At 47.1% G+C, this 13,767-nt stretch carries 14 protein-coding genes and 1 pseudogene; 8 read left to right on the forward strand and 7 right to left on the reverse strand.

The annotated features are described in order from the left end of the window. Positions 1–720: 720 nt before the first annotated feature. Both umuD and umuC (BBB56_RS22885) read left to right on the forward strand, forming a co-directional pair. Complete coding sequence (gene umuD / locus BBB56_RS22880; protein ID WP_009093276.1) at positions 721–1,161, forward strand: translesion error-prone DNA polymerase V autoproteolytic subunit; 441 nt, start codon at positions 721–723, stop codon at positions 1,159–1,161. A gap of 1 nt (position 1,162) precedes the next feature. Further along, complete coding sequence (gene umuC / locus BBB56_RS22885; RefSeq protein ID WP_123803195.1) at positions 1,163–2,434, forward strand: translesion error-prone DNA polymerase V subunit UmuC; 1,272 nt, start codon at positions 1,163–1,165, stop codon at positions 2,432–2,434. A gap of 185 nt (positions 2,435–2,619) precedes the next feature. Here umuC (BBB56_RS22885) and BBB56_RS22890 read toward each other — a convergent pair whose 3' ends face one another. Both BBB56_RS22890 and BBB56_RS22895 read right to left on the reverse strand, forming a co-directional pair. Beyond that, positions 2,620–2,871 carry a hypothetical protein gene (locus BBB56_RS22890; RefSeq protein ID WP_123803196.1) on the reverse strand — a complete coding sequence of 84 codons (252 nt, stop codon included), beginning with the start codon at positions 2,869–2,871 and terminating at the stop codon, positions 2,620–2,622. Next, entirely contained in the window at positions 2,858–3,652 is a 795-nt protein-coding gene (locus tag BBB56_RS22895) for a ParA family protein (protein ID WP_123803197.1), read from the reverse strand. Before BBB56_RS22895 ends, BBB56_RS22890 begins: the two co-directional genes overlap by 14 nt. Before the next feature lie 260 nt (positions 3,653–3,912). On the opposite strand from BBB56_RS22895, the gene BBB56_RS22900 reads away from it, so the two are divergent. Further along, positions 3,913–4,560, forward strand: coding sequence for a DUF2726 domain-containing protein (locus BBB56_RS22900; RefSeq protein ID WP_123803198.1), 648 nt, complete (start codon positions 3,913–3,915; stop codon positions 4,558–4,560). 2 nt (positions 4,561–4,562) lie between these two features. Here the strand turns inward: BBB56_RS22900 and BBB56_RS22905 are convergent, their stop codons facing one another. After that, positions 4,563–4,805: a hypothetical protein gene (locus BBB56_RS22905; RefSeq protein ID WP_123803199.1), complete on the reverse strand. Its 243-nt coding sequence runs from the start codon at positions 4,803–4,805 to the stop codon at positions 4,563–4,565. 243 nt (positions 4,806–5,048) lie between these two features. Beyond that, complete coding sequence (locus BBB56_RS22910) at positions 5,049–6,899, reverse strand: hypothetical protein (protein ID WP_123803200.1); 1,851 nt, start codon at positions 6,897–6,899, stop codon at positions 5,049–5,051. Between the two features lie 379 nt (positions 6,900–7,278). On the opposite strand from BBB56_RS22910, the gene BBB56_RS22915 reads away from it, so the two are divergent. Both BBB56_RS22915 and BBB56_RS22920 read left to right on the forward strand, forming a co-directional pair. Further along, on the forward strand, positions 7,279–7,872 hold the full coding sequence (locus BBB56_RS22915; protein WP_123803201.1) for a recombinase family protein: 594 nt from the start codon (positions 7,279–7,281) through the stop codon (positions 7,870–7,872). 89 nt (positions 7,873–7,961) lie between these two features. After that, a complete protein-coding gene (locus BBB56_RS22920) occupies positions 7,962–9,281 on the forward strand; it encodes a DUF1173 family protein (RefSeq protein ID WP_123803202.1) in 1,320 nt (439 codons plus the stop codon). Between the two features lie 5 nt (positions 9,282–9,286). Here BBB56_RS22920 and BBB56_RS22925 read toward each other — a convergent pair whose 3' ends face one another. The 3 genes from BBB56_RS22925 to BBB56_RS22935 are packed head-to-tail and all read right to left on the reverse strand — an operon-like array spanning position 9,287 to position 11,280. Continuing rightward, a complete protein-coding gene (locus tag BBB56_RS22925) occupies positions 9,287–9,544 on the reverse strand; it encodes a DNA polymerase III subunit theta (RefSeq protein ID WP_123803207.1) in 258 nt (85 codons plus the stop codon). Positions 9,545–9,583: 39 nt separating this feature from the next. Further along, entirely contained in the window at positions 9,584–10,843 is a 1,260-nt protein-coding gene (gene umuC / locus BBB56_RS22930; protein WP_123803203.1) for a translesion error-prone DNA polymerase V subunit UmuC, read from the reverse strand. A gap of 59 nt (positions 10,844–10,902) precedes the next feature. After that, positions 10,903–11,280 carry a S24 family peptidase gene (locus BBB56_RS22935; RefSeq protein WP_123803204.1) on the reverse strand — a complete coding sequence of 126 codons (378 nt, stop codon included), beginning with the start codon at positions 11,278–11,280 and terminating at the stop codon, positions 10,903–10,905. Positions 11,281–11,577: 297 nt separating this feature from the next. Here BBB56_RS22935 and BBB56_RS22940 point away from each other — a divergent pair, with 297 nt between their 5' ends. The 3 genes and pseudogenes from BBB56_RS22940 to BBB56_RS22950 all read left to right on the forward strand — a co-directional run. Continuing rightward, entirely contained in the window at positions 11,578–12,471 is an 894-nt protein-coding gene (locus BBB56_RS22940) for a RepB family plasmid replication initiator protein (protein ID WP_123803205.1), read from the forward strand. A 382-nt stretch (positions 12,472–12,853) separates the two neighbouring features. Then, on the forward strand, positions 12,854–13,225 hold the full coding sequence (locus tag BBB56_RS22945; RefSeq protein WP_123803206.1) for a hypothetical protein: 372 nt from the start codon (positions 12,854–12,856) through the stop codon (positions 13,223–13,225). A 183-nt stretch (positions 13,226–13,408) separates the two neighbouring features. Continuing rightward, positions 13,409–13,767 (forward strand): annotated as a pseudogene (locus BBB56_RS22950) (hypothetical protein); the annotation flags it as partial.

Below are 13,767 nucleotides of genomic sequence, written 5' to 3' on the forward strand. Positions count from 1 at the left end.
AACAGCACGATGCAGCGGCAACGGCGGCTGAGCGGCAGCGAAACGGCGTTGCGCCTCAGAGCGGCGGCGGATCTGTGCCGACGCGGTTCGCGCCAGCCCACGGGCTGGCTGCAGGTCCGGCTGTGGCCCTGCCGTTTTTTTAAGCTGTAAGGTGGCCAGACGTGGCCGTCAGAAGTCTGTCCTCAGCGCGCAGGAGCGATACCGGAGGAAGAATTTGAATAAATACGGGAGAGGTATGGATTTCAAAACATAGTCCTTATGCGAAAGATCCCTGAAAACGAACAGTAATCATACGCCTGCGGCTACGTTTAAAAAAGCCGCAGCGGGTTTTTCAGAGGAGCGCCAGGCCGATTTGGGTTAAGCCATCAGACTCTAGCCGTCAGGCCCGAAACCCGAAGGGATTCGGCGGAGCTTACCAGCTCTGCCGGTTAGCGCAGTAAGGCTTGACGACGCGGCAACGCCGGGGAGCCGAAGGGGGCCCTTATCCACATCTGTCCTGTAAAACTGGCGCATAAACCTGTGGGTAATCTGCTTCAGGCCTTGCCAGCTGAAGCCTGCACCCGATCGATTAAATATTAACCATTCATTTTGCTATAAATATATATAAATCAATGGCCTTCTTTTATTCCCGCGCGCTGATGATTTTCCGTGTCTTGCGCAGGCCGGCAAGCCAGATAATACTACTGTAAATACATACAGCGCTTTAACAGGGATTTTGCTATGTTTAACGCCTTTGAGTTGATGCACCCGGCGGACAATCCGCCGCCCAGCTTCAGGCCTCTTTTCCTGGAACGTGTGCCCTGCGGGTTTCCCTCACCCTGTCAGGATTATGCGGAGCAGGAGCTTGATTTAAACGAATATCTTATAGCCCACAGGGCAAGCACCTTTTTCCTGCGCGCGCAGGGCAACAGCATGCAGGACGTCGGCCTTTATGACGGCGACCTGCTTATCGTCGATCGCTCCCTGACGCCGGAGCACAACGACGTGGTTATCGCCGAGCTTTACGGTGAGTTCACGGTAAAGCGCCTTTTGCTTACGCCGAAGGGGCCCGTTCTGCAGCCCATGAATCCCGCCTATCCCGTTATCATTCCGGACCCGGACACGCTTGAGATCTTCGGCGTAGTGGTGCACTTCGTGCATACCCCACGCAAGAGGAACTGACATGTTTGGCCTGATTGACGTAAACAGCTTTTACGCCAGCGCGGAGAAGGTCTTCCGGCCCGACCTGAAAAATGCGCCGGTGGCCATCCTGTCGAATAACGACGGCTGCGTTATCGCGCGCAGTAAGGAAGCCAAAAAGTATGTGAAAATGGGTGACCCGTGGTTCAAAATAAAGAACCAGCATTTCCCTGAAAAGATTCATATTTTCTCAAGCAATTACGCCTTGTACCACTCAATGAGTACACGGGTCATGTCCTGCATCGAGGAGATGGTGCCGCGTCTGGAGGTGTATTCGGTTGACGAAGGGTTCTGTGACTGCACGGGTATGGAAATGGCTATGCCGTACGAGGACTTTGGCCGCATGATCCGGGCGCACGTCAGGGCCTGCACAGGCCTGACCGTCGGCGTCGGACTTGGTCCAACGAAGACCCTGGCGAAGTCGGCACAGTGGGCCGGAAAGGAATGGCCCCAGTTTGGCGGGGTGCTGGCGCTCACGCCGGGGAATCCGAGGCGGACCGAAACGCTGCTATCCCGACAGCCCGTGGGTGAACTCTGGGGCGTAGGTTCCCGGCTTGAAAAACGCCTGCAGCTGCTCGGCGTGACAACGGCGCTTGACCTGGCACGCACCTCCCCTTCTTTCATCCGCAAGAATTTCGGTGTGGTACTGGAGCGAACGGTACGCGAGCTTAACGGCGAATCCTGCATCCCGATGGAGGATGCGCCCCCGCCCAAACAGCAGATTGTCGTGAGCCGCAGCTTCGGCGAGCGCATCACGGAATATGACGCGATGCGACAGTCCGTCTGCGCGTATGCTGAACGCGTGGCGGAAAAGCTTCGTGAGGATCGGCAGTTCTGCCACCACATCTCCGTTTTTATCCGCACTTCCCCTTTCGACACCGGACAGCCTGGCTACGGTAATACGGCGTTCGTTAAATTGCGCGTTGGCACGCAGGACACACGTAATATCATCGAGGCAGCGGTGAAATCCCTGGACGCGATCTGGCGCCCGGGTTTTCGCTATGCGAAAGCCGGCATCATGTTGAGCGAGCTGCGGCCGAACGGCGTGGCGCAGCTCAACCTGTTTGACGATGAGGCGCCGCGCGCCGGCAGTGAAGCGCTGATGAGCCTGATGGATTCAATGAATCGCTCCGGGCGCTATAGCATAGGCTTTGCGGGTAAAGGTATCGACCCTGACTGGAAGATGAAGCGGGAGATGCTGAGTAAAGCCTGGACGACGAACTGGAAAGAATTACCGGTCGCAAAAATAATCTGAGATTCAGCTGCAGGGCTGATTACAAAGCGTTTTTGTATATACAAATATATATACACTAAATTGTTAATCATTAGCCTCTTCGTTACCTAACAATACAATAATGCCTATACAAAAGTATAGGCATTACGCTTCATTTATGTATATACAAAAGTATATACATAAAGCTTATATTATGTATATACAAATCAGGTATTTTCAACGAGAAGCTGAGCCAGCTTATCGATCAACTTATCATCTTCTATATAGCAGGCGGCCCGGACTACACGCGACCGCGTGATGTTTTTGTTAGGCAGCCTTTCCTGTATTTTTTCTACAAGAATGGATAGCGCATCGTCATCCAGACCAGTAAGGCGAAGGTTCATCTGCTTTCCGGTGGTGATATTTCTGCGCTCAGTAACGCGCGTAACCCCTTTCGCTATACGATCACTTCTTGCCACTTGCGGCCTCCTCAATCTGCTGCAGCAACTCCTGCGTGAAGGCTTTGTAATCCCGGTAAGGGCGTTCATTTCTGGCGAACATCATAACGGGACGATGCACCTCAGTTGCTTGTTTGAATAGCTCACTCTGGCGTATTTCAGTATTCGCAACTTTGTAGCCCGCTTCATTGATGTACCCATCAATGGCTTTTTTCATTTTAGAGTGAGACTCGTTAACTTTTGTCTTTACAAGTGTATATACAAAATCGTCATTACGCCTTACTTCGCGAACAACCTGAAAAAGGTCATCAATGCCTTTTACCGCCCTGCGATCCATGTCTACCGGCACAACAATTTTATCTGTTATCAGCAGCGCGTTTTCGATGCTGAGATCGATGGCTGGCCGCAGGTCAATCAGTATGAAGTCGTAAATGGTTTTGAGCCTTGCCAGACCTTCATCCAGAATATTGAGCCGGTGACGGAAACGTTCGGCGCTGCGCGCCTCAACTGCGAGGGTTATATCAGCGGGGATAACATCAAGGTTAGGAATAACGGTTTCCCCATCGAGGGCGGTATAAACGAGTTTATTCGTATCGAACTTAGGGTCTTCAAAAAGATCGGTGATTGTATAATCTTCGTCACCACGTCCCACGTCGTCACTAAGGTTTCCCTGATGGTCCAGGTCAACCAGTAAGGTCTTATAGCCAGCTGAAGCCAGCGCGCATCCAACTGCAATACAGCTTGTTGTTTTAGCAACACCGCCTTTGCTGTTCGCAAAAGAAATAATGTAGGGCTTCTTCATTTTAGACCGCCATGTATATACAAAGGTATATGCATACTACATGCATCCTGCGTCATGTCAATGTATATACACAAGCATATACATGTCTGCTTATGAGTCTTTGCCGGGTTATGGCAGGTTAACCCCAAAAAAATCAATAATGTATATGCTTATGTATATACAAGTATATTTTAAGTTACTGTATTATATAACCTTATCCGCTTTGGATTGGCGCATCAGATTAGTAGTCTCAGAAGAGAAGGGCAGGGAGTGGGCAGGTTTTGTTTGAAAAAATAGCAGGTCTTGTCATGATACCCGGCACCACTTTTAAGGAGGGAAGATCGCTCATGGATATATCTAACTGGCTTTTGATTGCCATTGTGGTCGTGATTTTTCTGGCGGTCCGAGGGAAGAAAAAAAGTAAGAAAGGGCATTACCAGCCATCACCGACTCAGAAACCGGAGTGGCAGGATCACAGACCAACGCCTGAATATACGCGGGAAGAAACTACGGCTGAGCGACAACTGAATGCCGTCAGAAGCGGCGATTTCCGCAAGCGTCCTCTGATGAATAAAAGTGAGTACAGCGTATTCTGCAAGCTCGAAAAGCTGCTCTCAACTTCACACCGTGGCTATCGCGTATTCTCTCAGGTATCACTCGGTGAGATTCTGGGCTCAGATGACAAACAGGCTTATCTGGCGATTAACAGCAAGCGGGCAGATTTTGTGATCATAGACTGGTCAGGGCAGCCGATAGCCGTTGTTGAGTATCATGGCAGCGGCCATTTCCAAGGCGATGCTGTCGTACGCGATGCGGTCAAACGTGAGGCATGCGCCAGCGCAGGAATAGCGTTTATAGAACTAACTGCAAGCTATTCAGACAATGATATTAAGGCCATAAGTGATCATTTGAGTGCAAAAGCTGCCTGACGTTAGTGACACCACCAGTTAAGCCGTCTCTTTTTTTCATCAAGCACGCGCCGCAGCTCCCTGCTGTGGCGTTTTAACTCCTGACGCATCATTTTTTGCTTTAGGACACCAAACGTTTCGTTTACACCTTTTGGATAGCTCAAGTCTGTTTCTAATTCACTGCTCGCAATAACTTCTAAGAGCCAATCCATATATAGATTGAGTTGTTCGTCCGCTACGCCTTTAAGCTGAAATTTTGAGAACATAAAAAACTCTCCGTATCTTCATTTTTACTTGACAAGGGAATCAAGATTCACCTTTATATCGGCAGAATGTTCAATACCTTTAATGTACATTGTTAGTGTTATTCGGATCTAAAACATGTAGAGGAAGGAAAGTGAAGATCGCAGTGGACAAATCGAGTGGATTTTATTAATTCACGACAAGTAATATTAGCTTACCAATATTACTTGTGGTGCATTTTCTTAACATGAAATAAATTTAATAAATTAGTGATGCAAGTTTAGCCACTCTTTCAACTTCTCATCTGAAGGGGTAATATGCCCCTGCGTGATATAACTTTCTATTCCTCTGTGTTCAGCCGGCTCAAATCCAAAAGTGGGTTCTAATTCATTAACCAGTAAATTATAAAAATGCAGATAGCGCTGAAATGCCTCTTCCGGGGAGCTAACAATATCCAGCATCTCTGCCGTATAATACATAGCATTAATACTACCACGGAGGTAATGCACCAAATTCGCATTCAAGAATTCAAAAAAAGGACTGGAATCCGCATTATGAATAATTGCATTTCGCAAAATATATAAGCGGTAAATATGCAATTCCACCTTTTTACTATGCTGTATTATCTTGCATCCCAGATGGCGCGGAACCTGACAGAGAGAAGAAAATTTCCTTAGCATAAACGCAGCATACGGATACTTACTCAAAGCCTCGTCAAAACTTCTAACAAACTCAGGAGACTTCAAGTGCTCGTATAAGGCCAGTAGAGATAGGCTACTATCTATAACTATTTGATTACCAGCGTGCTCAAAAGAAATATCAAGTGCAGAAGCGACACCACGAATAGAAATTAACTGTTTTGTAATGTAATCCAAACCCATACATGGAGCAGCGGTAAATACTACATGTTCATCATGTTCCATCTGTTTAGACGAAACATTTAACGTCAGGGCTTCAAGCGCAGACCATAGTGATGTGAATTTATTTTCTTGAGTTTTAGTATTAACAAGGCCATTGCGTAGGAAATGAAAGGCTGAGCTAATTTTTTTTACTGATTCAGGCGTAGCTTTAGTATACAGGCTAGTAATTGCCTTCATGAAGTGAGAGAACTCAGTCATAGTTAAACGATCACTATTTGTTAAAATTTCATTTGAAAAGCCATTGATAGCTGCTGAACTTCTTCCGCTTCCATCTGGAAAATAATATGAAACAAAGAATCTATTCCTAATATCTATCTGACTATTCCCTGCCATATAACTTACTACATCAAGTGAATCTTTAAGAATAAAGTCAGCCTTACTTCTTGCGGCGAGCACAGAAATAGTTTTTACTTCTATTTTAACGAGCGCACCTTTTTTATCTTTTTGTATTTCAGGCGTATAATGGCAACCATTAAATTTCAATCCATTATCAGTAGTTGATAGCATGTCATATAACCTATCACTTTCAAGGCGAAGCTTGACAAGGTATACCTGCTTTTTAACGTTTACTTTATTAGCCCAAGATTCGAATCTTTCTTCAAAAGATGCATCTGTTTTCTGTAATGATCGCACATAAATTAAATAGCACTCGGATAATGGCATCCCAAGTGTTAGCAATACGCTCATCATATTATTGCAGATTTTAGAAATGAGAGAATAATCTTCGTCTGTGACGGGAGAATCTTTATTAATACTTTCGGAAAGTAACTTTATGCTAACCTTAAGATATTCAGCCTGTATAGTTTGACGAAGTTCAATAAAAAGACTTTTCATTAGCCCCTGTAACTTCTCAACAGGACTACGACTTTTATCCGACCATGCATTTTTAGAATCCAGCATTTTCTTTATTTGGAGAGGCAGTTCTCCGCATAGATTTTGCTGAAGCGCAGGATCATCCTTAAGAATTTCAAGTAATTCTTCAGAAGCCCTGACTCGCTTTTCTGGCCCCTTAAATTTATTGCCCTGCTTGATAAGATCAAGTAATTCATTTATAGCGTTGAGAATATTATTAAAGCTGACCCTGTCAGTGTCACTACTTTCTTTGTGAGAAAGGCTTCCCCAACATTCAATAAAAAAAAGCTGTCTTTGTGTCAGGTTATCGCGATCAGCATAACTTAAGCGGGGGTCTACTCTCATCCTCTTTGCTTCCTTTCTTAAGGGTGTTATAATTCATATAGTAACCTAATCAACCTTAATGGCCCTAGTGGCGGTTGAGGAAACTGAAAAAAACGGCCCTTACTTGCTCGCCTGTGGCTTAGTCCCGGACTTGTTTGGGCCATCCCTTCAAAAACCGCCTCCATGCAGGCGGTTTTTTTATCTTCGCTTTACAAATTGCTTATCACCTTAACTATTAACAACTTAATAGTACCAGAATGTAAACTTAAGCCACATTCAATCCCCTGTCCGTAAACGGTCGTTTTCGGACACCCATCACAACATATGTACGGAAGTCAGTGTTTTTGAATTCGTACATGGGTTACAATAAGTACACCTATTTAGTACACGTAGTAACCCCATGTCACGAGTTTTTGCTTACTGCAGGGTTTCAACCCTAGAACAGAACACCGAAAACCAGCGTCGAGAGATCGAGGCTGCTGGTTTTGCTATTCGCCCCCAACGTCTGATAGAGGAATACGTCAGTGGCTCGGTTGCAGCTGCCGAACGCCCCGGGTTTATGCGACTACTCGACAGGATGGAAAATGGTGACGTCCTGATTGTGACAAAGCTCGATCGCCTCGGACGTAATGCAATGGACATCAGAAAAACTGTCGAGCTTCTTGCTGCATCAGAAATTCGTGTGCACTGCCTCGCGCTTGGTGGAGTAGACCTGACCAGTCCGGCCGGCAAAATGACGATGCAGGTGATCTCAGCTGTCGCTGAGTTTGAGCGTGATTTGCTCCTTGAGCGTACCCATGCAGGCATCGCCAGGGCAAAAGCGTCCGGAAAGAGATTTGGCCGTCCTCCTGCGCTTAACGATGAACAGAAGCTTGAGGTTCTTGCGCGAATTGATACAGGTGAAAGCATCAGTGCGATAGCGCGTAAATTTGAGACTACGCGGCAAACCATACTCAGGATTAAAGCGTCCCGGCCTGGCGGTGACGCCGCGTAAAACGGAATTAAATAAACGGAATGGCAGGCGATCAGGATTTACCTGATGAACGCTCTATCGCTACGCCATGACTCAGAGAGGACGCAAATATGTCAGACATCAAAACATATCCTGTCTGCTTCACGGGACAGGTAAAAACCGTTGAGTGTGATGCCGCATTTCAGAAGGATCATGCAGAGACATTCAAACACTACATCCGGTTTGCACGACAGAACAAAGCGACGACGCTGATTACCTGCCAGTGCATGAAGGACGGCGAAGGTGAAAACCGCCGCCGCCTTAAAGCCTGCTATTCCTCCACGCATGATAATTACTGGCTGGCTCGCTGGTCCTACAGTGGTTCAGAACACGCATCTGACTGCCGTTTCTATTCTGTATGGGCAGATGAAAAGCAGAGTGAGATTTACACCTCAGACGTGGTAAAGGCCGTCTCTCCTGGTCATTTCCGTATCAAATTACCTACCGGGCTACAAAAAAAAGCGGCTACGGAGCGCGATGCGACGGAGCAGCCAACAGATACAAGAGCAGAAGGAAAACGCAAACGACAGCCAGCTATGCGTCTTCTTGGCCTGCTTCACTTCATGTGGGAACAGGCTGAAATTAATCACTGGCATCCTAATTTTGACAAGCGTACCCGCGATAATGCCTGGGCTGCATGGCGCCTGAAGCAGGTTGCAGAAAAAATCACCATTGGGAAAACTCTTCTGAAATCTGTTCTGGTCATAATGGCGCGACCCGGTACGCAGGAGATCAGGAACAACTGGGCAACTATTGACGCGGCAGCTGCGTTAAACAAGCGTCTCGTAATGATTACCAGCCTGAAGTCATGCAAAACTGAGGAAGAGGGCTGCCTGAACGGCGCGCTTCCGCTCGCTGAGGCAGCAGGCTTTCCATCTCTTGATGTGCCGGCAGATTTAATCAGCCGGCTTAACCGGAGCTTTTCTCGCGAGCTGGGCGACTGGCGCCGCGGGCAAAAAGTTATGCTGATAGCTGAAACCGATCCGCCGGTAAAAAAATTCAGGCAGCGTGACGGCAAACCTGTTCCATACAACACCTGTACAGTCATCGATGCGGCGCTGATGACAGTCAGCCCCAGATTTATTCCTCTCGATTCGTCATGGGAAGGCGTCATTGAGGAAAAGCTCTGGCAGGAAAAACGTCAGTTCATTAAGCCTCTGCGCTATGACGGTGAGGCAGATGTGTTTCCTGATTTCCTGCTGAAAGACGTGCCTGGCCGAGAGATCGTGCCGCTTGAAGTGTTCGGCATGAACACATCAGATTATCTCGAACGTAAAGCTGTGAAGCTTGAGCATTATCGTGAAGAGTACGGGGAGGGTAACTGGTGGAGCTGGGATGCACATAAAGCTGATGCCTTAAGTAACATTCCAGCGTTTCCGGTTAAAGGTTAAAAAGCCTATTTATCAGCTTCCGGCTTTGCATAAACAGGATCATTCCCGCGAGGGAACTGTAGTGCAGCATTCCTGTAAAAAGTCAGTCGTTCACGGAAGTATTCGCGCCACTGTTCTGGCTGCTGACGTTCAACTTCAGCAGCCAGCACCGGCATATTCATGCGCTCTTTATATGCAATGCCGGAAGCAGCCAGATCAATATTGACCCGTTCACGCTCCTCAGTCGATCGCCGGGCTATATTGTTCTCGCTGCGTTCAGTCATCATTTAGTTCCTTTTGCATTTTACCTGTGGGCACACACGTTATTTTACTCGCAAAGTTTCGCTCAGGCAGGTGGTGTAACGTGGAGAAAGCATTTCGCGTTTCATTTTCCATACGTTGTCTGTTCCCTGTCCTGCAAACCACACCTTACCCAGCCCCGAACGGTTTATCTGATCTACAGCAGACATCAGAGCATCCGCGTTTGCGCGCGGCAGCTGCTGACTGAACATGTCCAGCTGTGCGACACCTGACTGGTAAAAATCCCCCAGGGTGACGCCCGCTTTTGCGTACCGGTAACCGTCGCGCCATATTGCATCGAGAGCACGCAATGCCAGGCCGATAATGTCCCGGGTGTCACTGGTTGGATATTCGCACGTCATAGCCGCTGAGTTGGCATACTGTGGTTCGTTCCCGTATCGCCCTGTATTGACTGACACACTGACGTGCTGACACTTTGAGCCCTGTTCTCTGAGCTTTTCACTGGCACGCGTGGCGTACGTTACGACAGCCTGCTGCAGGTCTTCGATACTGGTTACACGCTGTCCAAAACTGCGGCTCACAACAATCTGCTGCTTTGGCGGTGGAGCATCTTCAAGTGCCAGACAGGATTCACCGTTAAGTTCGCGAACCGTACGCTCAACTATCACATCGAAGCTTTTCCGAATCATGCTGATGTTACTGTCAGCCAGCTGGAGCGCTGTACTAATCCCCATCGTATGCAGTCGCTTACTCAGCCTGCCACCGATCCCCCAGATGTCATCAACGCTAACCAGTGCGAGTAATTTTCTCTGGCGCTCCGGGCTGGTTAAATCGACGATACCACCTGTACGCGTCCATTTCTTAGCAGCAAAATTAGCGAGCTTAGCCAGTGTCTTTGAAGGGCCAAAACCAACGCCGATCGTTAGTCCAATTTCTTTCTTCACTCGATTCCGCATCTGCAGGCCAAAGTCTTCCAGTGGCATATACGAAGAAATGCCACTGACATCCAGAAAGCTTTCATCTATCGAGTAAATTTCCTGGCCTGGTGCCATTTCACCCAAGATGGCCATCATTCTGGCGGACATGTCGCCATATAAAGCGTAGTTAGAGCTGAAGATATGAACGCCATTCTCCCGAAAGTAGCGCTCATTTTTAAACAGCGGGGCGCCCATTTTGATACCCATGCGCTTGGCTTCTGCAGAACGGGCAATCACGCAGCCATCGTTATTTGACACTACGCATATGGGTTTACCTCGCAAATCGGGTCGAAACACCGTTTCGCAGGATGCATAGAAATTATTGGCATCGGCCAGTGCGAACATTTTTTAAACTCCGGCTGTTCTCGCTCATTACAGCTTATACACCCCATAGCTTATCTGGGTCATTCATCTGGCGGATGATGGAATCCCAGTCCTGCGACATCGGTAAGCGCATAGGCTACAACGCCCCAGACAGGCAGTTCCTGGCTTTCATCGAGCAGAGTAATTGTCTCATCTCCTCTCAGCTCTTGCAGCGCTGATACGGGGTTTATAAGAAGTCTGCGAAGCACGAGTTCACCTTCAACTTCAGCGACAATGATGTGTCGATGTTGAGGGGTAATCGCGCGATCGATGGCCAGAACTGAGCCCTGCATAATTCCTGCTTCAGGATAACTGCTGTCGCTACGTACAAGGAACGTGGAATGAGGAGATAGTGTGACCAGATCGCCCAGATTGAGCCGCTGTTCTGCAAAGTTTTGTGCCGGGTTCTGAAAAGCCATCTCAGCTCCAATATCCTTAAAATTAAGAGAGTTAGAAAATTTTTATCCACATATTCAGTAGATAGATCAATTCTTTTAGATCATATAGAGATCAAGTAAAGGCCAATAAAGCTCTCCGCCTCCGTAATCTTATGATAGATAAATAAAAAATAGCACTTCGGGCGGTCACTTTCATAAGTATAGCGGTTACTTTCATAATAAAAGCGTTTACTTTCATAAAATAGGCGGTTACTTTCATAACCCTAAAGCGGTTACTTTCATAAATCTGGATATTATTTGCTCATTCGGTGTGGATAAATGGAAAAAGCACAGGAAAACAGCGAGATAGAGAGTCCTTTTTGCATTATTAAAAAAGAGTCCAACACAAGTTATGAATTGACACCAAACAGCAATAAGTCCGTTCAACCTGTCGCGCTACTTCGTCTCAGCGTCTTCACACCTGTTGCACCTAAAGAAAAGGGTAAACGTGACTTCCTGATCGATGCTTCTGAAGAACTATCAAGTCTGGAAGTGGCAAGGCAGGAAGGTTACACCGACATTAAAATTCAGGGGGCAAAGCTAAGCATGTCCACTGATTTTAAAACATGGATCGGAGTGATTTCTGCCTTTTCAAAGTACGGCTATAGCAGCGAGAAAATCACGCTGCCGTTCTCTGAGTTTGCACGGATGTGTGGCCTTAAGCCTACTGATATTAACGGAAGGGCCCGCGCACGATTGCACGATTCACTTTTTAATCTTTCAAGTGTAACCCTATCTTTTCGTGGGAAAAATACCAAAAAATCGTTGGTAACTCACCTTGTTCAGCGAGCAGTGCTTAATCATGAAACCGACCAGGTTGAAATCGTTGGCGACAGTAGTTTGTGGGAGCTTTACCGCTACGACCATAAAGTTTTGCTCGGTCTGAAAGCTCTTTCAGAGCTGTCCCGCAAAGAAGCGGCACAGTCCCTGTATGTGTATCTGGAAAGTATGCCTGCCGGCCCCCTGTATATCTCGATGAAGCGCTTTCGTGAACGTCTCGCGCTTGAATCGCAGATTAAAGACCAGAACGCCATTATTCGACGTGCGCTGGCTGACCTGGTAAGAATCGGCTATCTCGACTTTACCGAGTACAAAAAAGGCAGGGAAATCATGTTTGTTATCAATAGCCGTTCGCCAAAACTTCAGGCTATTGGAAGAGCGACCAAAAAATAGCGGTTACTTTCATAATAACGGTAGGGCGGTCACTTTCATAACGACTGCTGCGCCGGGTAGGGTACATTCATAAGACCTCCTCGCAGAGTAGGGTACTTTCATAAATCAGTGCCGATAAGGTAGGGTGCTTTCATAAGACAGGCTCTACGGGGCACGGTGTGTTCCACAAAAACCGCTCAAGCGGCTTTTTGGAGAGCGAGAATTTATGAAAGTGACCACCTTTAAGGCGTGGTTTATGAAAGTAACCGCCGTACCTGAATGAAAGTGGTGTCCCTTATGAAAGTGAACGCCTTTATGAAACTGACCGCTTAGTGACAATGTTTATTACCCGCGCCAGCTCAGGGTATGAATCAACATAACTTGTATGGAGTGCTTAGACGGAATGGAAACAGCTCAAGTATACGTAACAGGTAGTGGTGACCCGCATACTCGACTTGGCTTCGCGCGCGTACTGATCGAACAGGGCTCCCGGAAAACGCCGTTTATCTTTAACTATGAAGACACGACCTATAAGCGCAGCCAGATTCAAGGCATGATTGATGCTGTACTGCAGCTTGATTGTCCGCACCATGTAGTATTCATTAGCGCCTCACCGCTGGCGCTGGAAAAGGCTGAAATTGGCGAGGGGCCTAACCGGGATCTTATCTACGAGCTCTATCGCGTTCTGTCTGCAAAGGGCTGTACGCACGTATTTGATTTCCGGGTAGGGAAGGGCAAGGAGATAAACAAACTGCTGTCAGCTCACAACGTTTGATTTGATGCTCTCAGCTTCTTCCAGCAGTGCGTTCCCTGATTTACTTTTGCCATATTAGGCTGGCGGCTCTATCAACTGTTCGATTGCAAAGATGAGCGCCAGCTCAGTATCCTCTGTTCGATCTAACATTTTGAATGCTAAGATCTACATAAACATAAAAATGAAATGACGGAATCTTTAAACATGACTAGTGATAATCCAGCATCAAGACTGTATGAAATTCTCAGAATCGCAAAGGGCTCAGCCATTCATGTGAGCCAAAGAGAGGTATGGAAGAAAGCGCTGAACATGAACAATTGCTCTGACAGCCAGCTTTTATCTCAATTAGGGAAAGTGATGGCATTACCTGAAGAGATACATTGCTGGCTTGAAGAAAAATTCCCTACAAAACAATGGATAACATGGAAAAACAGCATCGACAGTGCGTTCTCTAATACCCATCTAAATGGAAAATGGGAGTTGGCAACTACCCACATAAATGACAGAGCAATGACTGAGTTGGATATTATTTCAACTCTTTATGAAACGGCCGGAGCAATAAA

The sequence above is a fragment of the Candidatus Pantoea deserta genome (assembly GCF_003813865.1).
GTDB lineage: Bacteria > Pseudomonadota > Gammaproteobacteria > Enterobacterales > Enterobacteriaceae > Pantoea > Pantoea deserta.

Bases quoted from the DNA above. Each gene is read 5' to 3' on its own strand.
- umuD (WP_009093276.1), top strand. From the start codon at position 721: ATGTTTAACGCCTTTGAGTTGATGCACCCGGCGGACAATCCGCCGCCC.
- umuC (WP_123803195.1), top strand. From the start codon at position 1,163: ATGTTTGGCCTGATTGACGTAAACAGCTTTTACGCCAGCGCGGAGAAG.
- BBB56_RS22895 (WP_123803197.1), bottom strand. From the start codon at position 3,652: ATGAAGAAGCCCTACATTATTTCTTTTGCGAACAGCAAAGGCGGTGTT.
- BBB56_RS22905 (WP_123803199.1), bottom strand. From the start codon at position 4,805: ATGTTCTCAAAATTTCAGCTTAAAGGCGTAGCGGACGAACAACTCAAT.
- BBB56_RS22910 (WP_123803200.1), bottom strand. From the start codon at position 6,899: ATGAGAGTAGACCCCCGCTTAAGTTATGCTGATCGCGATAACCTGACA.
- BBB56_RS22915 (WP_123803201.1), top strand. From the start codon at position 7,279: ATGTCACGAGTTTTTGCTTACTGCAGGGTTTCAACCCTAGAACAGAAC.
- BBB56_RS22920 (WP_123803202.1), top strand. From the start codon at position 7,962: ATGTCAGACATCAAAACATATCCTGTCTGCTTCACGGGACAGGTAAAA.
- BBB56_RS22925 (WP_123803207.1), bottom strand. From the start codon at position 9,544: ATGACTGAACGCAGCGAGAACAATATAGCCCGGCGATCGACTGAGGAG.
- umuC (WP_123803203.1), bottom strand. From the start codon at position 10,843: ATGTTCGCACTGGCCGATGCCAATAATTTCTATGCATCCTGCGAAACG.
- BBB56_RS22935 (WP_123803204.1), bottom strand. From the start codon at position 11,280: ATGGCTTTTCAGAACCCGGCACAAAACTTTGCAGAACAGCGGCTCAAT.
- BBB56_RS22940 (WP_123803205.1), top strand. From the start codon at position 11,578: ATGGAAAAAGCACAGGAAAACAGCGAGATAGAGAGTCCTTTTTGCATT.
- BBB56_RS22945 (WP_123803206.1), top strand. From the start codon at position 12,854: ATGGAAACAGCTCAAGTATACGTAACAGGTAGTGGTGACCCGCATACT.